The organism is Paracoccus laeviglucosivorans (assembly GCF_900182695.1).
GTDB lineage: Bacteria > Pseudomonadota > Alphaproteobacteria > Rhodobacterales > Rhodobacteraceae > Paracoccus > Paracoccus laeviglucosivorans.
Map to the genome: position 1 here is coordinate 71372 of NZ_FXTK01000002.1, position 21757 is coordinate 93128.

General features: G+C 64.2%; 24 protein-coding genes. 15 read left to right on the forward strand and 9 right to left on the reverse strand.

Annotated elements, in window-relative coordinates; translation table 11 throughout:
- Window positions 1-15 precede the first annotated feature (15 nt).
- From FN835_RS02435 to FN835_RS02460, 6 genes are all read left to right on the forward strand, one after another.
- Window positions 16-978, forward strand: coding sequence for an ABC transporter substrate-binding protein (locus tag FN835_RS02435; RefSeq protein ID WP_142661611.1), 963 nt, complete (start codon window positions 16-18; stop codon window positions 976-978).
- A 212-nt stretch (window positions 979-1190) separates the two neighbouring features.
- A complete protein-coding gene (gene phnC, locus FN835_RS02440) occupies window positions 1191-2015 on the forward strand; it encodes a phosphonate ABC transporter ATP-binding protein (protein WP_142661612.1) in 825 nt (274 codons plus the stop codon).
- 20 nt (window positions 2016-2035) lie between these two features.
- Entirely contained in the window at window positions 2036-2950 is a 915-nt protein-coding gene (gene phnD, locus FN835_RS02445; protein WP_142661613.1) for a phosphonate ABC transporter substrate-binding protein, read from the forward strand.
- A 72-nt stretch (window positions 2951-3022) separates the two neighbouring features.
- Complete coding sequence (gene phnE / locus FN835_RS02450; protein WP_142661614.1) at window positions 3023-3898, forward strand: phosphonate ABC transporter, permease protein PhnE; 876 nt, start codon at window positions 3023-3025, stop codon at window positions 3896-3898.
- Complete coding sequence (gene phnE / locus FN835_RS02455; RefSeq protein ID WP_142661615.1) at window positions 3898-5205, forward strand: phosphonate ABC transporter, permease protein PhnE; 1308 nt, start codon at window positions 3898-3900, stop codon at window positions 5203-5205. The genes phnE (FN835_RS02450) and phnE (FN835_RS02455) overlap by 1 nt, the downstream gene beginning before the upstream one ends.
- A 6-nt stretch (window positions 5206-5211) precedes the next feature.
- Window positions 5212-5832 carry an LbetaH domain-containing protein gene (locus tag FN835_RS02460; RefSeq protein ID WP_142661616.1) on the forward strand — a complete coding sequence of 207 codons (621 nt, stop codon included), beginning with the start codon at window positions 5212-5214 and terminating at the stop codon, window positions 5830-5832.
- Here FN835_RS02460 and phnF read toward each other — a convergent pair.
- Complete coding sequence (phnF, locus tag FN835_RS02465) at window positions 5817-6521, reverse strand: phosphonate metabolism transcriptional regulator PhnF (protein WP_142661617.1); 705 nt, start codon at window positions 6519-6521, stop codon at window positions 5817-5819. The two genes, FN835_RS02460 and phnF, sit on opposite strands and share 16 nt — an antisense overlap.
- 91 nt (window positions 6522-6612) lie before the next feature.
- On the opposite strand from phnF, the gene phnG reads away from it, so the two are divergent.
- The 8 genes from phnG to FN835_RS02505 are packed head-to-tail and all read left to right on the forward strand — an operon-like array spanning window position 6613 to window position 12666.
- Window positions 6613-7035 (forward strand): phosphonate C-P lyase system protein PhnG, encoded by a 423-nt coding sequence (phnG, locus tag FN835_RS02470; RefSeq protein ID WP_142661618.1) that lies wholly within the window; start codon window positions 6613-6615, stop codon window positions 7033-7035.
- A complete protein-coding gene (gene phnH / locus FN835_RS02475) occupies window positions 7032-7601 on the forward strand; it encodes a phosphonate C-P lyase system protein PhnH (RefSeq protein ID WP_142661619.1) in 570 nt (189 codons plus the stop codon). Before phnG ends, phnH begins: the two co-directional genes overlap by 4 nt.
- Window positions 7601-8677, forward strand: coding sequence for a carbon-phosphorus lyase complex subunit (locus FN835_RS02480; RefSeq protein WP_142661620.1), 1077 nt, complete (start codon window positions 7601-7603; stop codon window positions 8675-8677). Before phnH ends, FN835_RS02480 begins: the two co-directional genes overlap by 1 nt.
- Window positions 8674-9507, forward strand: coding sequence for an alpha-D-ribose 1-methylphosphonate 5-phosphate C-P-lyase PhnJ (locus FN835_RS02485; RefSeq protein ID WP_142661621.1), 834 nt, complete (start codon window positions 8674-8676; stop codon window positions 9505-9507). The genes FN835_RS02480 and FN835_RS02485 overlap by 4 nt, the downstream gene beginning before the upstream one ends.
- 5 nt (window positions 9508-9512) lie before the next feature.
- Window positions 9513-10331 (forward strand): phosphonate C-P lyase system protein PhnK, encoded by an 819-nt coding sequence (phnK, locus tag FN835_RS02490; protein ID WP_142661879.1) that lies wholly within the window; start codon window positions 9513-9515, stop codon window positions 10329-10331.
- A 3-nt stretch (window positions 10332-10334) separates the two neighbouring features.
- A complete protein-coding gene (phnL, locus tag FN835_RS02495) occupies window positions 10335-11018 on the forward strand; it encodes a phosphonate C-P lyase system protein PhnL (RefSeq protein WP_142661622.1) in 684 nt (227 codons plus the stop codon).
- Window positions 11015-11539, forward strand: coding sequence for a phosphonate metabolism protein/1,5-bisphosphokinase (PRPP-forming) PhnN (locus FN835_RS02500; RefSeq protein ID WP_142661623.1), 525 nt, complete (start codon window positions 11015-11017; stop codon window positions 11537-11539). The genes phnL and FN835_RS02500 overlap by 4 nt, the downstream gene beginning before the upstream one ends.
- A complete protein-coding gene (locus tag FN835_RS02505) occupies window positions 11536-12666 on the forward strand; it encodes an alpha-D-ribose 1-methylphosphonate 5-triphosphate diphosphatase (RefSeq protein ID WP_142661624.1) in 1131 nt (376 codons plus the stop codon). Before FN835_RS02500 ends, FN835_RS02505 begins: the two co-directional genes overlap by 4 nt.
- Window positions 12667-12692: 26 nt before the next feature.
- On the opposite strand, the gene efp is transcribed toward FN835_RS02505, so the two are convergent.
- Entirely contained in the window at window positions 12693-13259 is a 567-nt protein-coding gene (efp, locus tag FN835_RS02510) for an elongation factor P (RefSeq protein WP_142661625.1), read from the reverse strand.
- A 116-nt stretch (window positions 13260-13375) separates the two neighbouring features.
- On the opposite strand from efp, the gene epmA reads away from it, so the two are divergent.
- Window positions 13376-14398, forward strand: a complete 1023-nt coding sequence (gene epmA / locus FN835_RS02515) for an EF-P lysine aminoacylase EpmA (RefSeq protein WP_142661626.1) — start codon at window positions 13376-13378, stop codon at window positions 14396-14398.
- On the opposite strand, the gene FN835_RS02520 is transcribed toward epmA, so the two are convergent.
- From FN835_RS02520 to ssuD, 7 genes are all read right to left on the reverse strand, one after another.
- The gene (locus tag FN835_RS02520; protein ID WP_142661627.1) at window positions 14395-15657 is read right to left on the reverse strand and encodes an MFS transporter; all 1263 of its coding nucleotides are present in this window, start codon (window positions 15655-15657) and stop codon (window positions 14395-14397) included. The two genes, epmA and FN835_RS02520, sit on opposite strands and share 4 nt — an antisense overlap.
- Window positions 15658-15763: 106 nt before the next feature.
- Window positions 15764-16540 (reverse strand): ABC transporter ATP-binding protein, encoded by a 777-nt coding sequence (locus FN835_RS02525; protein ID WP_142661628.1) that lies wholly within the window; start codon window positions 16538-16540, stop codon window positions 15764-15766.
- The gene (locus tag FN835_RS02530) at window positions 16527-17351 is read right to left on the reverse strand and encodes an ABC transporter permease subunit (RefSeq protein WP_142661629.1); all 825 of its coding nucleotides are present in this window, start codon (window positions 17349-17351) and stop codon (window positions 16527-16529) included. The genes FN835_RS02525 and FN835_RS02530 overlap by 14 nt, the downstream gene beginning before the upstream one ends.
- A 13-nt stretch (window positions 17352-17364) precedes the next feature.
- Window positions 17365-18330, reverse strand: coding sequence for an aliphatic sulfonate ABC transporter substrate-binding protein (locus tag FN835_RS02535; protein WP_142661630.1), 966 nt, complete (start codon window positions 18328-18330; stop codon window positions 17365-17367).
- Window positions 18331-18343: 13 nt separating this feature from the next.
- Window positions 18344-18928 carry an NAD(P)H-dependent oxidoreductase gene (locus FN835_RS02540; protein ID WP_142661631.1) on the reverse strand — a complete coding sequence of 195 codons (585 nt, stop codon included), beginning with the start codon at window positions 18926-18928 and terminating at the stop codon, window positions 18344-18346.
- Between the two features lie 38 nt (window positions 18929-18966).
- Window positions 18967-20430: an FAD/NAD(P)-binding protein gene (locus FN835_RS02545; RefSeq protein WP_142661632.1), complete on the reverse strand. Its 1464-nt coding sequence runs from the start codon at window positions 20428-20430 to the stop codon at window positions 18967-18969.
- A gap of 4 nt (window positions 20431-20434) precedes the next feature.
- Complete coding sequence (gene ssuD / locus FN835_RS02550; RefSeq protein ID WP_142661633.1) at window positions 20435-21622, reverse strand: FMNH2-dependent alkanesulfonate monooxygenase; 1188 nt, start codon at window positions 21620-21622, stop codon at window positions 20435-20437.
- Between the last annotated feature and the right edge of the window lie 135 nt (window positions 21623-21757).

The following is a 21757-nucleotide window of genomic DNA, read 5'->3' on the forward strand; positions in this document are numbered from 1 at the left end:
GGAGGGAAACCGGAAATGAAACGCAGAAGCCTGATGAAAGCCGCGGCGCTTGCGGCGACCTTTGGGATGACGGCAGGCGCGGTTTTCGCGCAGGAAGCCGAAAAGAAGGTGATCGGCGTCTCGATCCCCTCGGCGACGCATGGTTTCATGGGCGGCCTGAACTGGCACGCGCAGGACACCATCAAGCGCATGGGCGAGGCGTATCCGAACATCGAATTCGTGCTGTCGACCGCACCGGACGCCGCCAAGCAGGTGTCGGACATCGAAGACATGATGGCGACCCGCAACATCGACGGCCTTGTCGTGCTGCCCTTTGAATCCGAGCCGCTGACCGCCCCGGTCGCTGCCGTGCGCGAAGCGGGCAAGTTCGTCACAGTCGTTGACCGCGGCCTGTCCCAGGAAGGCATCGAGAACCTTTACGTCGCGGGTGACAACACCGCGTTCGGGCGCGTCGCGGGCCAGTATTTCCGCGAGCATCTTGAGCCGGGCAGCAAGATCGTGGTGCTGCGCGGCATCCCGACCACGCTGGACAATGAGCGTGTGGATGCGTTCCAGAAGGCGCTGGAAGGCTCGGAAGTCGAAATCCTCGACATGCAGCACGGCAACTGGAACCGCGACGACGCCTTTACCGTCATGCAGGACTACCTGTCGAAATACCCGGAAATCGACGCTGTTTGGGCTGCGGATGACGACATGGCCGTTGGCGTGCTGGAGGCCATTTCGGCCGCCAACCGTCAGGACGAAATGTGGGTCGTCGGCGGCGCCGGCATGAAGGAAATCGTCAAGCGCATCATGGACGGCGACAAGCAACTGCCCGTGAACGTGACCTATCCGCCCGCGCTGATCTCCTCGGCGATCGAAATGACTGTGCTGAACTTCATGTCGAACGCGCCGATGACCGGCCGCTTTATCATCGGCAGCCAGCTGATCACGCCGGAAAACGCGCAGCAATTCTACTATCCCGAAAGCCCGTTCTAAGCTGATCCCGCGCGACACAGCGCATCGGACCAAGACGACCCCCGTTGGAAACAACGGGGGTTTTTAATTTTGTTAATTGTTTTCAGATTATTGCACCATATCACCTGCTTGTGCGCACCCACGACGAAACATTCACAAACAGTCGCATGAACTGTCAGCCGAATGTCACGAACGGGGCGCATTCCTGCCGCCGAACAAAGGCAGGGGACAGGATGCGGATCGAGGCGGAACAGATCACCCGGATTTTCGGCACGGCGACAGCGGTGGATGCCGCCAGCTTCGTCATCGACCGTCCGATGGTCGTCGGCATCATCGGCAGCTCGGGCGCGGGCAAATCCACGCTGCTGCGCATGGTGAACCGCCTGACCGATGCAAGCGCCGGTCGACTAATGATCGACGGCCGCGACGTGCTGGCGCTGAAGGGCAGCGACAAACGCGCGTGGCAGGCCGATTGCGCGATGATCTTCCAGCAGTTCAATCTGGTGCCGCGTCTGGACGTGGTGTCGAACGTGCTGCACGGGCTTTTGAACAAGCGCGGGCTGCTGCCAACCCTTTTCAACATGTGGTCGCGCGCCGATATCGACCGGGCCTGCCAGATCCTTGACCGTCTGGGCATCGCCGAACAGGCCACCAAGCGGGCCGAGGCGCTGTCGGGTGGCCAACAGCAGCGCGTGGCGATTGCGCGCGCGCTGATGCAGGATCCCAAGATCATTCTGGCCGACGAACCCATCGCCAGCCTTGACCCGATGAACGCGCAGATCGTGATGGACACGCTGCGCCGCATCCATGACGAAGACGGACGCACCGTCATCGCCAACCTGCACACGCTGGACACCGCGCGGCGCTATTGCGACCGGGTGATCGGCATGCGCAAGGGCCGCATCGTTTTCGACGGCATGCCGGATCAACTGACCACCGGCGTTGCCCGCGACATCTATGGCGCCGGGGCCGATTTCAGCGAAGCCACCACCTCGACCGCCATTGAGCCCCCTGCCGCCGCCGACCGCGCCTATGCGGACCGGCTGCTCGCGGACTGATCCCCACCATGGAGAGAGCCATGACCAAGACCCTGACCCTGCTGGCACTGACCACCGCGCTGGCCCTGCCCCAGATCGCCGCCGCACAAGACATCAAGGAATTCCGCATCGGGGTTCTGGGCGGTGAAAACGCGCAAGAGCGTATGACCAACAACGAATGCCTGGCCAAGCACACCCAGGAAACGCTGGGCGTCCCGGTCCGCATCTTTACCCCCGCCGACTATGACGGCGTGATCCAGGGTCTGCTGGGCGGCACGCTGGACGCCGCAATCCTGGGCGCTTCGGGCTATGCCAAAGCCTATCTGACCGACCCGGAATCGGTCGAGCCGGTGCTGGTCAAGACGAACCTTGACGGCGCTTCGGACTATTTCTCGGTCGGGTTCGCCCGCAAGGACAGCGGCATTGCCTCGATGGACGACCTCAAAGGCAAGGTGCTGGGCTTTGGCGATCCCAACTCGACTTCGGGCTATCTGATCCCCGCCGTCGAAATGCCGAAAAAAGGCTATTCGATGGAGCCGGGCGCTTTCTTCAAGGAAATCAAGTTCACCGGCGGCCATGAACAGACCATCGTTGCAGTGAACAACGGCGACATCGACGCAGGCGTGACCTGGGCCGACGGACTGGGCAACTGGGAAGACGGCTACAACTCGGGCGCGCTGCGCAAGGCCGTGGATGCGGGCATCGTCGATATGAACGACATGGTCGAAATCTGGCGCTCGGAGCCGATCCCGGAAGGTCCGCTGGTTGTGCGCAAGGCGCTGCCGGCCGATGTCAAAGCCAAGTTCACCGACATGATGGCGAACCTGATCAAGACCGACAAGGACTGCACCTATGGCGTTGCGGGCGGTGAAACCGCCGGCTTCACTCCGGTGAAGCACGACAACTATCAGTCGATCATTGAAGCCCGCAAACTGGAAGAGCAGCGCGGCAGCTGATCGCCCGCGCATGACTGACGCGCGGGCCGAACAGGCCCGCGCGGTTTCGTTTCCAAGCCTGCCGAGGGCCCGATGACCACCGTTCCCGCCGACCGCATCGCTGCGGCCTATCACGCCCAGCTTTCCCGTCGCCGCGCCTATAGCACCGTGCTTTGGGCGGTGTTCGTGGCCCTGCTGGTCGCAGGTTTCGACATGGCGAATTCCCGCAATGCCGGGGGTTTCGTCGCGGGTCTGCCCAAGGTGCTGGACTATCCCGCAGCCCTGATCGGCGAGGCGTGGGACAAGATCGGGAACCTGCCCGGCCACATGCTGCGCGCCCTGCCCGCGCTGGTGGAAACGCTGAACATCGCCGCTGCTTCCACGCTGTTGGGCACGATGGGCGGCGCGGTCATGGCATTGCTGGCGACATCCGGCCTTGCTCCGTTCCCGCGGCTGGTGCCGGTGTTCCGCCGCATTCTGGATATTGCCCGCGCCTACCCGGAAATGGTCATCGCGCTGGTGCTGATCTTCGTGCTTGGCGGTGGCCCCGTGCCCGCCGTCATCGCCATCGCGTTCCACACCGTCGGCGCGCTTGGCAAACTGTTTTCCGAAGTGGCCGAGAACGCCAGCATGAAGCCGGTCGAGGGGCTGGAATCCGTCGGCGCAAGCTGGCTGCAACGCATGTGGTTCGGCATCGTGCCGCAGGTTGCGCCGAACTGGGCCAGCTATGCCATGCTGCGGTTCGAAATCAACATCCGCGCCAGTGCCATTCTTGGTTTCGTCGGGGCGGGCGGTATCGGATATGAACTGCGCAACGCGATCAGCTGGGGTCAGGGCCGCTATGACGCCGCCGCCGCCATCTTCCTGCTGCTGTTCGGCACAATCGTATTCTTTGACCAACTGACCTCGATGGCACGCAACCGTCTGGTGCGCGGTCAGGAACAGGGCCAAGCCGGAGGGCGCATCTGATGGCGACCATCGACACGAATATCGCCGCCGGACGCCTGATTTCGCGCAAGCGGTTCTGGTCATTTGGCGTGCCTGCGATGGTCGTCGTGTATCTGGCCTATGTCGCTGTGGCCTTTGACCTTGGCGGATTGGCCGGGCGGGCGCGTCTGGATAACGGCGCCCTGCTGATGCAGGATTTCTGGTCCTATAAGATTCACGTCACACGCGACAATCGCCGGGATGAGATCACAAGCTCGATCGAGGGGATGCGCAACGCGACCTTTTCCCCTGAACAGCGGCCCGATTTCGTCAGTGACACCGCCACTGGCACGCGCGTCGAACTGCCTCAGGGCAATAGCGTCGAATTCGGCGCAGATGGATTGGTGACGCTGACCACGCCGGATGGCAGTTACCAGGTTCGCGCGACCCGCACGGGCGTCGAATCCGACATTCCGAACCCGCCCAAGAATTTCAACATCTCGGACAGCCGCGTCACCGCCTATCTGCCCGAAGGCGCGCGCCTGACCGTGACCCGCGCCCGGACCGAGGTGTTTCGCCGTCAAGCCGGGTGGGAGCTGTTCTTTTTCGATCTTTCCAGCGAGTTTTACGGCAAATCATGGGGCGAACTTGGCGCGTTGGCCGTCGGTCCGCGCATCCAACCGGACCAGTCCAACATCGGCAATATGGCGCATGATTTCTGGACCAATGGCATCTGGCATCATGGCGACGTGGCATGGGCGATTTTTGAAACGATCCTGATGGCGTTTCTTGGCACCTTTGCCGCCGGCCTGATCTCGGTCCCGCTGGCGTTTCTTGCCGCTTCGAACTTTACCCCGCTGGCGGTCGTGCGTCAGGCGGTGCGGCGGATTTTCGACCTGCTGCGCGGTGTGGATGCGCTGATCTGGACGGTCATCATGTCACGCGCCTTTGGCCCCGGTCCGCTGACCGGCAGTCTGGCGATCCTGCTGACCGATACCGGCACATTCGGCAAACTTTTCAGCGAGGCGCTGGAAAACGTTGACGAAAAACCGATCGAGGGGCTGCGCTCGACCGGCGCGGGGTCCATCGCCCGCATCCGCTGGGCCGTGATCCCGCAAGTCGCGCCGGTGATCCTGTCGCAACTGCTTTACTATTTCGAATCCAACACCCGCGGCGCGACCGTCATCGGCGCCATCACCGGCGGCGGCATCGGTCTTTTGCTGATGCAGGCGATGCAGACCCAGCAAGACTGGGAACATGTCGCCTATTACATCCTGCTGATCGTGCTGATGGTCATGGTCATGGACTGGGTGTCCGGCCGCCTGCGGGCAAGACTGATCAAAGGCTGAACCAGAATGCCCAAACTATCCCCCGACGCGCCCTTTCTGCACAACGGCGCGGAGACCGTGAATTCCGTCTTTGGCCGCTATTGCGAGGTCGGTGCAGACAGCCGCGTGCTGAACTCGGAATTCGGTGACTACAGCTATTGCGAACGCCTATCCGACATCGCGAACACGACCATCGGCAAATTTGCCAATATCGCCGCGATGACACGGATCGGGCCGACCGATCACCCGATGACGACGGCCAGCCTGCATCACTTCCTGTATCGCTCGGAATACTACTTCGATGACGCCCAGCCGGACCCGGATTTCTTTGCCGCCCGCGCCGCGCGGCGCACGGTCATCGGCCATGACACCTGGATCGGCCATGGCGCGATCATCAAGCCCGAGGTGACGATCGGCCACGGCGCCATCGTGGCTGCGGGCGCGGTCGTGACCAAGGATGTGCCCGACTGGATGATCGTTGCGGGCTGCCCGGCCAAGCCTTTGCGCGAACGGTTTTCGCCGCAGATCGGGGCGCGGCTGCTGTCGCTTGCATGGTGGGATTGGGATCATGCGCGGCTGCGCGATGCCCTGCCCGACTTCCGCAAACTGCCAGTCGCCGAATTCCTTGCGCGCTACGAAGGCAGATGAGGCAGGGTCAAGGTCACCCGCTCTGCCGCCCACCATGTCAGGGCGCGTTCGACCATCTTGCCACGCCATTGGCTAAGACCTTCGGTCCGCAACAGCGGATCGCCCGGTTCAAGCTGCAGCTTCCCGGCCTGCACCGCATCCGCGATCCGGGCCGAAATGCGCGTGGTGATGCGCTGATAATCATCAACGCCGCAGACCTGCAAGGCGCGGGTCACCGAATTTTCGCTGCGCAACGCGGCGGGCAGGTCGGGCACCAGTTCCGCCGGGTAGATCGTGCGAAACAGCGCCACCGGCTTGAAATCGACCAGCGATATGCCTTCGGCCACATGCACGGGCGCGCCGGGATCAAGGTCCAGCGCCTCGGCCTCGGCATGTCCGGCGGGGCGGGTCATGATCGTGTCGATGCTCCGGCCCGGAATCTTGCCCGACAGTTCGATATTGCGGTGAAAGCGCACGCGGTCGCTCAGCGGGTAATCGACCGGAGCGGCTGCGACAAAGACGCCTGCCCCGCGCCGGGAATACAAAAGCCCTTCATCGGCCAGCACGCGGGTGGCATGGCGCACGGTATGGCGGTTCACGCCGAACCGCGCGGCCAGCTCCGCCTCGGGCGGCAGGCGCATTCCGGGTGGCCATTTGCCGCGCGCGATTTCTCCGCGAAGTTGATCCGCGATGCTTTGCCAAAGGCTCATGTCGTCACCAAAAATTCACATTTTGCGGATTGTCGCCCGCTCTGGGGCATACTACAAGAAGTCTAGTTGTATAGACAACCGGTGAAATCAAATGACCGCGATTCCTTCACAGATGGACCGGCGTGATGCGCTGGGGCTGCTGGCCCGCGCCCCCGCCGCAAGACTGGCCGAACTTTTGCCCGAACTGCCCGCGCATGACCTGCTGCGTGCGCCCGAAATCGGCACCGTCATGGTGCGGGGGCGTGCGGGCGGCACAGGCGCGGCCTTCAATCTGGGCGAAATCACTGTGACGCGCGCCAGCATCCGGCTGCCTTCGGGTCATGTCGGGCACGGTTATGTGCAGGGCCGCGATAAATCCCACGCCCTGCGCGCCGCGCTGATCGACGCAATGGGACGCCCCGACATCATCGAAACGCTGCGGGCCGAGGAAACCGCCCGCCGCGCCGCCATCGCGGTCGAGGCGGCCGCCACCCGCGTCGAATTCTTCACCCTCGCCCGAGGAGAGGACGAATGAACGCCCCCCAGACCCGGCTTTCGGGCGGCTTTATCACGCCGGCATTCGACAGCGCGCGTGGCTTTCGCACCATTCTGTCCGCCATGTCGCGCCCCGGCACGGTGCTGGATCTGGCAGGCGGGCATGGCCCCGCGCCGCTGTCCGACGCTGCGGCCACGGTGCTGCTGGTGCTGTGCGACCGCACCACGCCGCTGCATCTGGCCCCCAGCCACGACACGGCGGATATGCGCGAATGGATCGCCTTCCACTGCGCCGCGCCCTTGGTCGATGCCCCGGATGCTGCATTCGCGCTTGGCGACTGGGCCGCGCTGCAACCGCTGGACCGCTTTGCCATCGGCACGCCGGAATATCCCGACCGCGCCGCGACGCTGATCATCGACGGGCATGATTTCAACGCCACCCCCGCGTGGCTTTTCGGCCCCGGCATCAAGGACAGCGCAACCCTTGCCCTACCTAAGACCGCAGCCTTCGCCGCGAACCACGCCCGCTTTCCGCTGGGCTGGGACGCCATTTTCACCGCAGGTTCCCGCATCGCTGCCCTGCCCCGTTCGACAAAGGTGCGCTGATGTATGTCGCCGTCAAAGGGGGCGAGCGTGCGATTGATGCCGCCCATGACTGGCTGGGCCGCGCCCATCGCGGACCTGCCGAACAGGCACCGCTGGATACCGCCCAGATCCGTGATCAAATGGCGCTGGCGGTGGCGCGGGTCATGGCCGAAGGCTCGCTTTACGATCCCGATCTGGCCGCGCTGGCGATCAAGCAGGCGCGCGGTGACCTGATCGAGGCGATCTTTCTGATCCGCGCCTATCGCACCACGCTGCCGCGTCTTGGGGCGTCGGCTGCGGTGGATACCGGCGCGATGCGGGTCAAGCGCCGCGTCTCGGCCACGTTCAAGGATATTCCCGGCGGTCAGGTGCTGGGGCCGACCTTCGATTACACCCACCGCCTGCTGGATTTCCGGCTGATGGCGGATGGTGAATTGCCCGCGACACCTCCGGCCACGGGCGACGGCGCGGCGCTGCACGCCCCGCATGTGCTGGGCTTTCTGAACCGCGATGGGCTGATCGAGGATACGCCGGATGACGGAAAGGAACCGGGCGATCTGACGCGCGAACCGATGGAACTGCCCGCCGACCGCGCCTTGCGTCTGCAGGCGCTGGCGCGGGGGGACGAAGGCTTTCTGCTGGGCCTGGCCTATTCCACGCAGCGCGGCTATGCCCGCAACCACGCCTTTGTCGGCGAATTGCGCATCGGCGCGGTCAGCGTCGAGATGGAGATCCCCGAGCTGGGCTTTGCCATCGAGTTGGGCGAGGTCGAGGTGACCGAATGCGAGACGGTGAACCAGTTCAAGGGCTCACGCACGGAACCCGCCCAATTCACCCGCGGCTATGGCCTGACCTTTGGCCAGACCGAACGCAAGGCGCTGTCCATGGCGTTGGTCGATCGCGCCCTGCGCTGGGATGAATTGGGCGAGGATGATCAGGGCGCCCCCGCACAGGATCAGGAATTTGTGCTGTCGCATTGCGACAATATTCAGGCGACGGGTTTCCTGGAGCATATCAAGCTGCCGCATTACGTCGATTTTCAGGCCGAGCTGGAACTGGTGCGCCGCCTGCGCGCGGGCGCGGAGGATGAGGCATGAGCGATTACAACTTCGCCTATCTTGATGAAGACACCAAGCGCATGATCCGCCGCGCCATCCTGAAGGGGATCGCCGTGCCGGGTTACCAAGTGCCCTTTGCCAGCCGCGAAATGCCCATGCCATACGGCTGGGGCACGGGCGGGGTGCAGGTGACGGCGGCGACGCTGGTGCCCGAGGATGTGCTGAAAGTCATCGACCAGGGCGCCGATGACACCACAAACGCCGTCAGCATCCGCAAATTCTTCCAGAAGACCGCCGCCGTGGCCGTGACCGAGCGCACGCGCGAGGCGACCGTGATCCAGACCCGCCACCGCGTGCCGGAAATGCCGCTGACCCAGGATCAGATCCTCGTCTATCAGGTGCCGATCCCCGAACCCATGCGCTTTCTGGAACCGCGCGAGACCGAGACACGCCGCATCCACGCACTGGCCGATTACGGGCTGATGCAGGTGCGGCTTTACGAAGACATCGCGAGACATGGCGAGATCGCGACGTCCTACGCCTATCCGGTCGAGGTGGCAGGGCGCTATGTCATGGACCCCTCGCCCATTCCAAAATTCGACAATCCGAAGCTGGATGATTGTCCGGCGATCCAGCTGTTCGGCGCGGGGCGCGAACAGCGGATCTATGCGCTGCCACCCTTTACCCGCGTGCGGTCGCTGGATTTTGACGACCATCCCTTTGTCGCGTCCAAGGCCGATCATGCCTGCGCGATCTGCGGATCGACGACCAGCTATCTGGACGAGGTGATTACCGACGATGCGGGGGGGCGGATGTTCGTCTGCTCGGATACGGATTATTGCGCCGAAATGGCCGAAGGGGGTGCGTGATGGATATGGCAGGTGCCTCCGGCGGGGGTATTTGGGGGAACCAAGAAGCCGAGGCGCGGCCCCTGCTTTCGGTGCGGGGCGTTGAAAAACGTTATGGCACGCGCATCGGCTGCACCGGGGTCAGCTTTGATCTTTGGCCGGGCGAGGTGCTGGGCATCGTGGGCGAAAGCGGCTCGGGGAAATCGACTTTGCTTGGTTGCCTGTCAGGCCAGTTGCGGCCCGATAGTGGTCAGGTGATCTTTGACACGCGCGATCACGGGCCGATCGATACGCTGAGCATGTCCGAGGCCGAGCGGCGGCATCTGGGGCGCACCGACTGGGCATTCGTGCATCAGAACCCGCGCGATGGTCTGCGGCTGGGTGTCAGCGCTGGTGGCAATGTCGGCGAGCGGCTGATGGCCAATGGCGCGAGGCATTACGGGAATATCCGGGCGACCGCCGCCGATTGGCTGGAGCGGGTCGAGATCGACCCAACCCGCATCGACGACCGGCCGCGGCAGTTTTCGGGCGGGATGCAGCAGCGGCTGCAGATTGCGCGCAATCTGGTGTCCGGGCCGCGGCTGGCTTTCATGGATGAGCCAACGGGTGGACTTGATGTCAGCGTTCAGGCGCGGCTTTTGGACCTGTTGCGCGGTCTTGTGCGCGACATCGGCTTGTCGGTTGTACTGGTCACGCATGATCTGGCCGTGGTGCGGCTGCTGGCCGACCGGCTGATGGTCATGAAGGGCGGGCATGTGATCGAGGCGGGCCTGACCGATCAGGTCTTGGACGATCCGCAACATGCCTATACGCAACTTCTTGTTTCCTCAGTCCTGCAGGTCTAAGCCATGATCCACGCTGAAAACGTCGCCAAGGAATTCACCCTGCACAATCAGGGCGGCACGGTGCTGCGCGTGATGGAGGGCGCGAGCCTGCATGTCGGGCGCGGGGAATGTGTCGCGCTGACCGGTGCCTCGGGTGCTGGGAAATCCACGCTGATGCGGATGATCTGGGGGAATTACCGCACCGATGCCGGGGTGATCCGGGTGGGCGATCTTGAGGTGTCCCGCGCCGAGCCACGCCAGATCATCGCGATGCGGCGCGGCACGCTGGGCTATGTCAGCCAGTTTCTGCGCGTGCTGCCCCGCGTGCCCACGCTGCGGGTCGTGGCCGAGCCGCTGCTGGCGCTTGGCGTGCCCGAGTCCGAGGCCGAGGCACGGGCCACGCATCTGCTGACGCGGCTGCGCATCGGGGAAAGCCTGTGGGGGCTGTCGCCCACCACGTTTTCCGGCGGGGAACAGCAGCGGGTGAACATCGCAAGGGGCTTCATCCACCCCTATCCGGCGCTGTTGCTGGATGAACCCACCGCCAGCCTTGACGCCCAGAACCGCGAAACGATGATGTCGCTGATCGAGGAAGCAAAGGCACGGGGCACCGCCATCCTTGGCATCTTCCATGACGAAGGCGCGCGGGACCGGTTGTGCGACCGGGTGGTCGATGTGACGGGCTTCCGTCCGGGGCTTGACGCATGACCCATGTGGCGGTCGTAGGCCCATCCGGCGCGGGCAAGGATACGCTGATGCTGGCGGCCATGGCCCGGCGGCCCGGCTGGTCATTGGTGCGGCGGGTCATCACCCGCCCATCCGATGCCGGGGGCGAGGATTTCGAAGGCGTGACGCCTTTGGAATTCGCCCGGATGCGGGCCGATGGCCGCTTTTTGCTGGACTGGCAGGCGCATGGGCTAAGCTACGGCCTGCCGCATGATGCCTTTGCCGGGGGGCCGAAGCTTCTGAACCTGTCGCGGCGGGTGCTGGTTGCGGCGGCGGCGCGCCTGCCGGGCCTGCATGTCATCCATGTCAGCGCCCACCCCGAGGTTCTGGCCGCCCGCCTTGCCGCCCGTGGGCGTGAAGATGCCAACCAGGTCGCCGCGCGGATCGCGCGCGAGACCGGCCCCTTGCCTGACGGCTTGCCGGTGACGCATATCGACAATTCCGAAACTCTCGAAACGGCGCTCGGTACATTCGTTGCCGCGCTGGACAAGGTGATCCGATGATACTGGCCAATGCGCAGCTGATCCTGAAAGACCGCGTGATGCGCGGCGCGATCCATGTCGAGAACGGCATGATCGCGGCGATCACCGAAGGCGACGCCGTGCCCGCCGGTGCCGAGGATTGCGGCGGCGCCCATGTCGCGCCCGGCCTGATCGAGCTGCATACCGACAATCTGGAACGCCACATCCAGCCCCGCCCCGGCGTCGACTGGCCGCATTCGGCGGCGATCTTCGCCCATGATGGCGAGCTTGCCTCGACCGGGATCACCACGGTGTTCGACGCGGTGCGGGTGGGATCGATCCCCAAGGACGGCGCGGGTTACGCGAAATACGCCCGCCCGCTGGTCACGGAAATCAACGCGCTGGCGCTGGCGGGGCGGCTGCGCATCAGCCATTTCATCCATCTGCGGACCGAGATCTGCTGCGAAACCCTTTTGGATGAACTGGCCGAATTTGGGGCTGGGGACCGGGTCCGGCTGGTCAGCCTGATGGATCACACGCCGGGCCAGCGCCAGTTCCGCGACATCACCAAGCTGGCCGAATATGTGCAGGGCAAAAAGGGCCTGAACGATCAGGAATTCGCCGAACACGTCGCCCGCCTGCAAGATCTGCGCGACCGCTTTGGCGACGCGCATGAGGCGGGGGCGGTCGCTGCTGCCAAGCGTCTGGGCGCGGTGCTGGCCAGCCATGACGACACCGATGCGGGTCAGGTCGCCATCAGCGCGGGCCACGGCATTCGTCTGGCCGAATTCCCCACGACCGAGGAAGCGGCGCGGGCAGGCCATGACCACGGCATCCTGAACATCATGGGTGGGCCGAACCTGATCCGCGGCGGGTCGCATTCCGGCAATGTCGCGGCCGAGGTGCTGGCCCGCGCCGGGCTGCTGGACATCATCTCGTCGGATTATGTGCCGTCCAGCCTGCTTCTGGGCGCCTGCCATCTGGCGCGGCTGTGGGACGATATGCCCCGCGCATTCGCCACGGTGACCGATGCGCCCGCGCGCGCGACGGGTCTGGCCGATCGCGGGCAGATCGCGGTGGGCCTGCGCGCCGATCTGATCCGGCTGGCGGATATGGAGCGCACCGCCCGCGTCACCGGCGTCTGGGTCGAAGGCCGCCGCGTGGGATGAAAAAAGGGGCCAAAGGCCCCTTTTACTTAGGCTTTCGCCCGTTCGACATAGGTCAAGTCTTCGGTGTTGATGATGACTTTGGTGCCGACGCCGATATGGGGTGGCACCATGATGCGCACGCCGTTATGAGCGATTGCTGGTTTGTAGCTTGAGGACGCGGTCTGGCCCTTCACGACCGGCTCGGTCTCGGTCACTTCGACGGTGACGCGCTGGGGCAGTTCGATCGCGATGACGACATCGTTGTGGACCTGCAGGAAGACGCGGATGCCGTCTTCCAGGAATACCTTGTCGTCGCCGACCACGTCGGGGGACACGACGACCTGCGCATAGCTTTCCGGCTCCATGAAATGGTAGCCTTCGCCATCTTCATACAGGAAGTCGTAGCTGCGTTCGTCGACATGGGCGCGTTCGACCTGTTCTGTGGTCTTCCAGCGTTCCGACACCTTGTTGCCGTCGGCGATGCGGCGCAGATCGACCTGCGTGGTGGGCGTGCCCTTGCCGGGGTGGAAGTTGGTCGCCGTCAGGACGACATGAAGCTTGCCGTCGATTTCGACGACATTGCCTTTGCGAAGGCTGGAGGCGATGACTTTCAAGGCTGGTTTCCTTGCGTGCTTTTCAAATACCGGATCACCGGCTATTCGCAAGCCGGCAAAGATTGCGGTTCAATAGCGTTTCCCGCCCGCTATTGCCAGTCTGGAAAGGAACGACCATGACGACGCCTTGGTGGAACCGCGAACGCCATGCCGAACGCCGCCCCCTGCTGCTGGCGCGCAACCGCACGCAGGCGGCGATCCGCGACTGGCTGGGCGCGCAGGATTTCCTTGAGGTGGACGCCTCCGCACTTGCCCTAAGTCCGGGGAATGAGGCGCATCTGCACGGCTTTGCGACCCAGATGATCGGCAATGACGGCACGGGCCGGCAGATGTATCTGCATACCAGCCCCGAATTCGCCATGAAAAAGCTGCTGGCAGCCGGGGAAGAACGGATCTTCTGCCTTGGCCATGTCTGGCGCAACCGCGAACGCACGCCGCGCCACCATCCCGAGTTCACCATGCTGGAATGGTATCGCGTCGGCGTCGATTACCGCGTGCTGTTCGACGATTGCGCGGCATTCCTGCGACTGGCCGCCGAGGCTGCGGGGGCCGAAGCCCTGCACCATCGCGGCGCGACCTGCGATCCCTATGCCACGCCGCAGGTGATGACCGTGGCCGAGGCGTTTCGCGAATATGCGGGGATCGACCTGCTGGCGACCTGCGATGGCGCGGATACCGATGTCGATGCCCTCCGCGCGCAGACCGACATCCGCACTGCACCGGATGACACATGGTCCGACATCCTGTCCCGCGTGCTGGTCGAAAAGGTCGAGCCGCATCTGGGCCACGCGCGCCCCTTGATCCTTGACCGCTACCCTGCCGCCGAGGCCGCGCTGGCCCGCCCTGCCCAAGACCCGCGCGAGGCCGAACGGTTCGAGCTTTACGCCTGCGGGATCGAGCTTGCGAACGGTTTTGGCGAATTGACCGACCCCGCCGAACAACGCCGCCGTTTCCAGCTTGAGATGGCCGAGAAAGCCCGCGTCTATGGCGAAACCTATCCGCTGGACGAAGATTTTCTGGCAGCCCTTGCGCAGATGCCCGCCGCATCGGGCTGTGCTTTGGGCTTTGACCGGCTGGTGATGCTGGCGACCGGCGCGCCGCGCATCGATGATGTAATCTGGACGCCGGTTGCGGGCTAGGCCGCCTCGCGTTCGGTGGGCGGCGGCGCGTCGCTGGATTCCTGCAAGGCAGCGGTTTCGGGCGTGACGGCGCGGGTCGCCGGGGCCACACGGAAAGCTGTCTTATCCTCGGCTGCGACGGCGGTGCGGGCGCGAATGCGGACCAGCCCAAAGGCGATCAGCGCGGCATGTGCCACCGCCGTCACCCAGAACAGACTGACCGTGCCGTAACCCGTCATCGCAAAGCCCGCGACGGTCGGCCCGATCATCGTGCCAGCCCCAAAGACCAGCAGCAGCCCGCCGCTGACCTGAATGGCGGTGCCTGCGGGTGCGTGATCATTGGCATGGGCCACGATCAGCGGATACATGGCAAAGACCATGGCCCCGAACCATGCGGCGACGATCAGGTTCGCCGTCGCGCCCTGTGGCGTTGCAACGATAAAGGTCAAATCCGCCGCCAACGCCACCACCGCCGTCCCGATCAGCACCAGTCTGCGGTCGAAGCGGTCCGACAGGAACCCCACCGGCAATTGCGCCAAGGCCCCCGCCAGCACCGGGACGCTGGCAAACAGCGCCACGTCGCTGAGCTGCAGCCCCGCCCGCGCCGCATAGACCGGGGCCAGCGTGCCGAATGATCCATTGGAGATCCCTACCATGAAGACGGCAAAGACCGCGACAGGCGAGTTGCGCCACAGCGCCCGCAGGTCCAGCCGGACATTCGCCAAAGGCGCGGGCGTGCTGGTTGCCGATACCGCCGTGGGCAGCAGCGCAAAGCAATAGATGATCGCGGCCAGCACAAAGAACAGATAACCGCGCGGATCGCCCAGCGTCAGCACCATCTGCCCCGCCGTGGTCGCAGACAGGTTGACCATGGTATAGACGCCGAAGACGCGGCCCCGCGCACCCTGTTCGGCCCGTTCGCTCAGCCAGCTTTCGACGACCATGGCCGCACCCGCAAAGCAGAAACCCGACAGGCCGCGCAGCGGGATCCAAACCCAAGGCGACATCATCAACAGCGACAGCAGGATCGAGATGCTGGCGAATGCGCACATCGCGCCGAAGACCCGGACATGGCCCACGCGCTGCACCAGACGCGGCGTCATGATGCAGCCCGCGACATAGCCCACGGCCCAGCCCGTGCCCAGAAGCCCCAGCGAGGCGGCGGTAAATCCCTGAATCTCGCCCCTGATGGGCAGGATCAGGGCGTTCACCCCACCCGCGAATAACAGGAATGCGGACCCCAGAAGAAGCGCACCCAGCGGCAAAATGCTTTTCAACATAAGCTTTCGGTGTTCAGCGTCGGATATGGGGTCAGGTCATCACGACCTTACGCAGATGACAACCCCGCTAACGCGATTGCGATCACACAGGCGGGGTTGTGCCCTTTCAGGCGGCAAAGATTGCGTCAAGGATCTCGCCCTCGATCGCGGCCAGTTCGGCGCTGCCGCGCGTGACGGGGCCGACGCGCAGGATTTCGGTCTGGGACAGGATGCCGCCCTGACCCAGAACGATCACGCGGTCCGACAACGCCACCGCCTCGGCCACGTCATGGGTGACAAGGATCGCCGTAAAGCCCGCTTTGGCGTGCATGTCGCGGATCAGGTTCTGCATGGTCAGGCGCGTCAGCGCATCCAGCGCGCCCAAGGGTTCGTCCAGCACCAGAAGCCCCGGATGGCTGACCAGCGCACGGGCCAGCGCGACCCGCTGGCGCTGACCGCCGGAAAGCTGGGCAGGCCAGAAGCTGGCCTTGTCGGGCAGTTGCACCAGCTCCAGCGCCTCGGCCACGGCATCGGGATCGGGACCGTTGCGCAGCCCGATGGCCACGTTATCCGCGACCGAGGCCCATGGCAGCAGACGTGGTTCCTGAAACATGATGCGCAGCCGGTCGCCCGCCTGCGTGGCGGGTTTGCCATCAACGGTGACGGTCCCGGTCGTAGGCTTGTCCAGCCCCGCGATCAGCCGCAGCAGCGTGGATTTTCCGCAGCCGCTTTTGCCCACGATGGACAGGAATTCGCCGGGGCGCACATGCAGGTCCAGCCCGGCCAGCACGCGGTTTGCGTCAAAGCTGCGGCTGACACCCGACAGCCTGACCGATGCGCCCTGATTGCCGCGCAGCATGGGCGGCACCTCGATGTCGCGGGGCAAAAGATTAACGGCCTGCATAAGCGGGGCTCCATTTCAGGGCGCGGCGGTCCAGCGCACGGGTCAGCGTATCGGCCAGCTTGCCAAGCGCCGCGTAAAGCAGGATCGACAGCACCACCACGTCAAGGATCATGAATTCCCGCGCCTGCATCGCCATGTAGCCCAGACCGGACGAAGCCGAGAGCGTTTCGGCCACGATCAGCGTCAGCCACATGATGCCGAGGCCATAGCGCAGGCCGACAAAGATCGAGGGCAGCGCGCCGGGCAACACGACGCGCCGGAACAGCTCACGCGATGTCATGCCGTAAGCGCGGCCCATCTCGATCAGTTGCGAATCCACATTACGAATACCGTGCAACGTGTTCAGATAGATCGGGAAAAATACTCCAAGCGCCACAAGAAACAGCTTGGCCCCCTCTCCGATGCCGAACCACAGGATCACCAGCGGGATCAGCGCCAGATGCGGGATGTTGCGGATCATCTGCAAGGTGGTGTCGGTCAACGTTTCGCTGATGCGCGACACGCCGTTGGCCACGCCAAGCGCAAAACCGATGCCGCCGCCGATGACCAGCCCGGCCAGCGCACGCGCCGCCGACACGCCCAGATGGGTGAACAGCTCGCCCGACAGCGTCATCCGCACGGCGGTCGCAAAGATGGTCGAAGGGCGCGGCATCACCGTATCGGCCACAAGCCCGGTCGCGCCCGCGATTTCCCACAGCATCAGAATGGCAGCGGGCACCGCATAGGGCAGCAGGGCATGTCGGCCCGGCAGGCTGGGGCGCCAGCCGGGGCTGCGGCTGCGCGCGGGGCTGAGGGTTTCGATCACGCTCATCGGCTATCCTTTCTCAGCTTGCGGTTTCGGGGGTCCACACCACCGAAGCGATGTCAACTTCACGCGGGATGATCTTGAGCTTGTAGAATTGATCCGCCACGCCCTGTTCATAGGTGATGTGCTTGGGTTCGACGAAGCCCAGCAGTCCAAGATCCGAGCCGTTGCGCGTCAGGAAGCGGGTCATGATGCTTTCGCTTAGCCCGGTCTCCTTGGCGAATATCTTGCCGGTGTCGGTCAGGTTCGCTTGTCCACGCTTGCCGACATCGGCCACCACCTCGACCGCGCGGCGCACGATCTCGGGATGTTCCTTGGTGTAATCGGCATTGGCGGAATAGAAGTTGTAATCCGGCTCCAGCCCCTCGGTCGTGCGCAGCACGCGGGTATTGGGACGTTCCTGCGCCATCGCGAAGTAAGGATCCCAGATGGTCCACGCGCCGATCGCACCTGCATCGAAGGCTGCGATGGCATCTGGCGGGGCAAGATCCTGTGGCTTGATGTCGTCCAGCGTCAGACCGGCTGCGGCAAGGATCTTGATCGTCGCGTAATGCGCCGAGCTGCCGCGTTTGAAGGCGATGGTCTGGCCCTTCAGATCGTCGACGGTCTGGATGGGTGAATCCTTTGGGACCAGGATCGCATGGCCTTCATGCGATCCTTGCGCCGCGCCGACGAAAAGCAGGTTGCCCCGCGCTGCATGGGCGAAAATCGGCGGGACGTTGCCGGTATAGCCGAAGTCCAGCGCGTTGGCCGACATCGCCTCCAGCAAAGGCGGCCCCGAGGTGAATTCGGACCAGCTGACGCGGATGCCCTGATCGGCAAAGGCTTTTTCGAACGCGCCTTCGCCCTTGACCAGCCCCAGCAGGCCGCCCTTTTGCCAGCCGACACGCAATTCCCGTGCAGGCGCGGCGCGCAGGATGGTGGGCGCGGCCAACGCGGCCATGCCCATGGCCAAGGCACTGCGGCGCGAGAGTTTGATGCTCATGGCGTAATTCCTTTCAAAGCGCAGTCAGCGCAGCTACCGGGATGACCGGCGTATCGGCTTTTGAACGAGCGGGAAGGAAGGGCGCGAACTGATCGACGGCGCGGCTTAGCCGGGCACGCGCAGCCTCGTCCGCCAGTTTGCCGCCCACGAATTCGCGATCCGAGGCATAGATGCCTGTTCCCAGCGACTGCGCCTCGAAAAAAGCGAAAAGCGGGCGCAGCTGATGTTCGATCACCAGCGCATGACGGTCGCCGCCGCCGCAAGCTGCAAGCAGGATGGGTTTCGCTTGCAGCATCCCCGGATCAAGCAGGTCAAAGACATGCTTGAACAAGCCGGAATAGCTGCCCTTGTGAACGGGACTTGCGATGACAAGCGCATCTGCGGCAATCATGGAATTGACCAGCTCGCGCGCCTGCGGCTCCAGATCCCCCAGTTGGCGGGCTAGCCCGAGTGACGGGCCGATTTCGCCCAGATCAAAGACGCTGCCCACGACGTCGAAGCGTTCGCTTGCCAGTTCGACGGCGGTTTCAACAACCGAGCGGGTCCGTGAAGGCACGGAAAAGCTGCCGGCAAAGCCGACGATGTTCAGGGTGGTCATGGTAAACTCCCGGTAATTCTGTCCTTTTGCCCGACGGGTCAGGCGTGGTCGGAAATGTTGTCGGACAAGGCGCGCAGCGACACGGCGCCGACACAGCGTGCAGCAATGTCACGCGCCAGATTGCATGCATGGGCCGCACATTCCGGCGCACCGACAAGTTCGCCCACATGGCCACGCGCCAGCGGCCCCGCGACCAGCACCCGGTCGCTTTCGTGACCCTGCGCATCCAGCGCCACGCAATCCGCGACCGTCGCGATGCCCATGCCCAGCGGGTCGGGGGATATCAGCCCCATACGCGCCAAGGCAGCCAATGCGGGATTTGCGTCGATACATCGGCCGTGGGCGGGGCCGGTCGTGACGATGATGCGGTCGAAGCTGCGCTGACGCAGCGATTCGCTACCACGCACGCGCCATGTCACCTCGACCGCGCCGTCGCGAGGTATAGCCAAGACCAGATGCCCCGCAACATAATCCAGATGCCCGGTTTCGATCAGACGGATCTGCACCGCTTCCAGCTGCGGAGCGATACGATAGCGGTGAACATCCCAGAACGTGCGCAGATGCCGCAGCAGGCGGGCCTGCGCATCGCCGTCCAGCGCAGTCCATATTTGCTGCCCCTGCGCACGCAGGCGGTGCAGAACGGCATGCCATGTCTGGCCACGGGCCTGATCTTCGGCAATCGCGCGGCGTACGCGGCACAGCAGGTCCGACACTTTGCCGGCAGGCGGCTGGGTGAAATCGACCTGACAGTCCTGCGTGACCATGCCGTGACCACGCGACCGCAACCCGTGCCGCGAGATGCAGGTGATCTGCCCAGCAAATCCCTGCCGTTCCAATGTCGCGATGACATCGGCCGAGGTCAGCGCAGCGCCCATGATCAGCACACGGTCATGCGGATCGATCCCGGCAAGCAGCGCCGGATCATAGGGATCGGCAACCAGATGCCGGGAACCCGCCAGCCCTGCGATCACCTTGGGCAAGGCGGGGGCCGGATGCCCCGTGGCCAGAACAAGCTGATCGGCACGGATGCGGCTTTCGTCCGAAAGGATTAGCAGCAGCGTGCCGTCGGCCAGACGCTCAATATCGCTGACACGCGCCCGGATATGACGCACGGCACCCGATTGCAGATACGGCGACAGACGGTCCGCGACATAGGCGCCAAAGACCTCGCGGCGGGGGAACACGTCGCCCGATGCGGTGGGTGCATCGGTATCTGGCTTGATCTTGCCTGTCGCCTCGGCCTTTGCCAGCCATTCCACGAAATCCGCGCGGTTGTCCGGGTCTATCGTCATGCGATGGGCCGGGACGTTGATGCGGTGCGTGGGCTCATTGGTCGAATAGGCAAGGCCGCGGCCCAGTTCCGCCCGAGGCTCGACCACGGTGACGCTGGCCGGAACCTGCATACGCGCAAGCTGCCACGCGACGGTTGCGCCGCTGACGCCGCCACCGATCACGACAACACGCAATCGGGCGGCAAGAGGTGGCGTGGGCATTTGGTTCATCGGCTCAGCCCCCGGTCACCAGCACGGGACGGGGCGCGGCGGCGGGCCGGTAGTCATTGCCGACAGTTTCGCCGAACGGGCCCATATTCGCGGCAAGGCTGGCCTGCGGCAGCGGATTTTCCAGCGGCAACAGCGGCATCACGCGCTCGCCGAAACTATAGGCTTCCTCAAGATGCGGATAACCGGACAGAATGAAGGTATCGATACCCACGCGGCGATATTCATCAATCCGTTCGGCCACCGTGGCCGCGTCGCCCACAAGCGCCGTCCCGGCCCCGCCACGGACCAGCCCCACGCCCGCCCAAAGGTTCGGGCTGATTTCCAGCTTGTCACGCCGCCCGCCATGCAGTTCCGCCATGCGCCGCTGCCCGACCGAGTCCATGCGTGCAAACGTCGCCTGCGCCTTGGCGATGGTTTCGTCGTCAAGCTTGCTGATCAGACGTTCCGCCGCATCCCATGCCTCGGCATTGGTATCGCGCACGATGACGTGCAGACGGATGCCGAAGCTGACATCGCGCCCTTCGGCCTCGGCCAGGCGGCGTACGCCTTCGATCTTGTCGCGGACCTGCGCGGGCGGCTCACCCCAGGTCAGGTATTTATCGACCTGCTTTGCCGCCACGACGTTGGCTGCGTCCGATGAGCCGCCAAAGAACAGCGGCGGACCGGATTTCTGCAAAGGCGCGAACAGCAGTTTGCCATCGTCGATCTTGAAATGTTTGCTGGCGTAATTGACCGTTTCTCCGGCCAGCAGCGCCTTGTAGATGTCCAGAAATTCGCGCGTGACCTCATAGCGTTCGGCATGGTTCAGGTGAATGCCGTCGCCCGCGTTTTCGACCGGATCGCCGCCCGTCACCACGTTGATCAGCACGCGCCCGCCCGACAGCCGGTCCAGCGTTGCCGTCATGCGCGCCGCCAGCGTCGGAGATTGCAGCCCCGGCCGCACCGCCACTAGAAACCGCAGCTTTTCGGTTTGCGACGCCAGCGCGGCAGCGACAATCCAGCTATCTTCGCAGCTACGACCAGTGGGCAGCAAGACCCCATAGTAACCCAGCGAATCCGCCGCCTGCGCGATCTGACGCAGATAGGGCAGGTTTACCGCCCGTCCCCCTTCAGATGTGCCCAGATAGCGGGCATCGCCATGCGTCGGCAGAAACCAAAGAACCTTGATCTGGTCTGGGATAGGGAGGGTCATATGACGGTCCTTTCCTGATTTGGACCATGGCGCACAGCCACGGTGATTCATCAAGGCAAGAATACATCAAAAGACGACCGAGTATATAGTGATTCTGGCCAGCAGGTATGTGAGGGGGTGATTGCGACCCGCCGC

Coding starts and splice junctions, on each gene's coding strand:
- phnF (WP_142661617.1), bottom strand. CDS start 6,521: ATGAGCCTTTGGCAAAGCATCGCGGATCAACTTCGCGGAGAAATCGCG.
- phnL (WP_142661622.1), top strand. CDS start 10,335: ATGATCCACGCTGAAAACGTCGCCAAGGAATTCACCCTGCACAATCAG.
- FN835_RS02480 (WP_142661620.1), top strand. CDS start 7,601: ATGTATGTCGCCGTCAAAGGGGGCGAGCGTGCGATTGATGCCGCCCAT.
- FN835_RS02435 (WP_142661611.1), top strand. CDS start 16: ATGAAACGCAGAAGCCTGATGAAAGCCGCGGCGCTTGCGGCGACCTTT.
- FN835_RS02520 (WP_142661627.1), bottom strand. CDS start 15,657: ATGTTGAAAAGCATTTTGCCGCTGGGTGCGCTTCTTCTGGGGTCCGCA.
- phnD (WP_142661613.1), top strand. CDS start 2,036: ATGACCAAGACCCTGACCCTGCTGGCACTGACCACCGCGCTGGCCCTG.
- FN835_RS02530 (WP_142661629.1), bottom strand. CDS start 17,351: ATGAGCGTGATCGAAACCCTCAGCCCCGCGCGCAGCCGCAGCCCCGGC.
- FN835_RS02485 (WP_142661621.1), top strand. CDS start 8,674: ATGAGCGATTACAACTTCGCCTATCTTGATGAAGACACCAAGCGCATG.
- FN835_RS02500 (WP_142661623.1), top strand. CDS start 11,015: ATGACCCATGTGGCGGTCGTAGGCCCATCCGGCGCGGGCAAGGATACG.
- phnH (WP_142661619.1), top strand. CDS start 7,032: ATGAACGCCCCCCAGACCCGGCTTTCGGGCGGCTTTATCACGCCGGCA.
- FN835_RS02535 (WP_142661630.1), bottom strand. CDS start 18,330: ATGAGCATCAAACTCTCGCGCCGCAGTGCCTTGGCCATGGGCATGGCC.
- phnG (WP_142661618.1), top strand. CDS start 6,613: ATGACCGCGATTCCTTCACAGATGGACCGGCGTGATGCGCTGGGGCTG.
- FN835_RS02540 (WP_142661631.1), bottom strand. CDS start 18,928: ATGACCACCCTGAACATCGTCGGCTTTGCCGGCAGCTTTTCCGTGCCT.
- FN835_RS02545 (WP_142661632.1), bottom strand. CDS start 20,430: ATGAACCAAATGCCCACGCCACCTCTTGCCGCCCGATTGCGTGTTGTC.
- phnE (WP_142661614.1), top strand. CDS start 3,023: ATGACCACCGTTCCCGCCGACCGCATCGCTGCGGCCTATCACGCCCAG.
- FN835_RS02460 (WP_142661616.1), top strand. CDS start 5,212: ATGCCCAAACTATCCCCCGACGCGCCCTTTCTGCACAACGGCGCGGAG.
- ssuD (WP_142661633.1), bottom strand. CDS start 21,622: ATGACCCTCCCTATCCCAGACCAGATCAAGGTTCTTTGGTTTCTGCCG.
- FN835_RS02505 (WP_142661624.1), top strand. CDS start 11,536: ATGATACTGGCCAATGCGCAGCTGATCCTGAAAGACCGCGTGATGCGC.
- phnC (WP_142661612.1), top strand. CDS start 1,191: ATGCGGATCGAGGCGGAACAGATCACCCGGATTTTCGGCACGGCGACA.
- FN835_RS02525 (WP_142661628.1), bottom strand. CDS start 16,540: ATGCAGGCCGTTAATCTTTTGCCCCGCGACATCGAGGTGCCGCCCATG.
- epmA (WP_142661626.1), top strand. CDS start 13,376: ATGACGACGCCTTGGTGGAACCGCGAACGCCATGCCGAACGCCGCCCC.
- phnK (WP_142661879.1), top strand. CDS start 9,513: ATGGCAGGTGCCTCCGGCGGGGGTATTTGGGGGAACCAAGAAGCCGAG.
- phnE (WP_142661615.1), top strand. CDS start 3,898: ATGGCGACCATCGACACGAATATCGCCGCCGGACGCCTGATTTCGCGC.